Genomic DNA, 634 nt, shown 5'->3' on the forward strand with positions numbered 1-634 from the left:
TACTTGATCTGCTCGTCGGGCGTATGCTTGAGCGTCATGGCTGCCAGAAGGGCGGCATCCATGGCATTCTGGACGCTGCTGCGGTCGCTGACGACGCGGCTGTAGTCGAGCCCCATGCCGGCGGCAGAGGCCAGGCCGACGAACATCAGGCCGAACATGACCGAGAAGTGCCCGCGCTCGTCAGCCCTGATCGACTTGCTCCACTTACTTTCCCTGTCAAGCATAGCGATATCCTTTTCAGCGAAGGCGCAAATTGGCCGCTTACTGAATTAGGAAATACTAATATTGAAATCCGAATACTTGGTTAAACAGACCGTCGCAATTCGGCCCGCGCCGTTGTTAGCATGGGGACCAGGGGCGCGGGGTCACCGCCCATCCGGCTCGCGACGGCGCCGTTCCAGTCGCCTCCATGGCAGGCCAGGACAGTCCAGGATTGAAAGCATCGTCGGTAGCTAAATCATAACCTTGCTTGGCTATTGTTGCGGCGACTGTGCTCACGACAACGGCAAGGGGAAATGCATGGCCAAGAACACGACGCGCGCTGTTGGCGACATCATGAAGAACGACCGGCGGGATGAAATCGAGGCGCTGTGCAAGCGCGCCTTCGGGCGCACACCCGACCGTCTCGCCTTCC

At 59.3% G+C, this 634-nt stretch carries 1 protein-coding gene; it reads right to left on the bottom strand.

The window, feature by feature from the left end; genetic code table 11:
• The coding region (locus CSC94_RS24010; RefSeq protein ID WP_245408481.1) for a TadE/TadG family type IV pilus assembly protein at positions 1-224 on the bottom strand (224 nt) is incomplete at its 3' end.
• Positions 225-634 lie beyond the last annotated feature (410 nt).

The sequence above is a fragment of the Zhengella mangrovi genome (assembly GCF_002727065.1).
GTDB classification, from domain to species: Bacteria; Pseudomonadota; Alphaproteobacteria; order Rhizobiales; family Rhizobiaceae; genus Zhengella; species Zhengella mangrovi.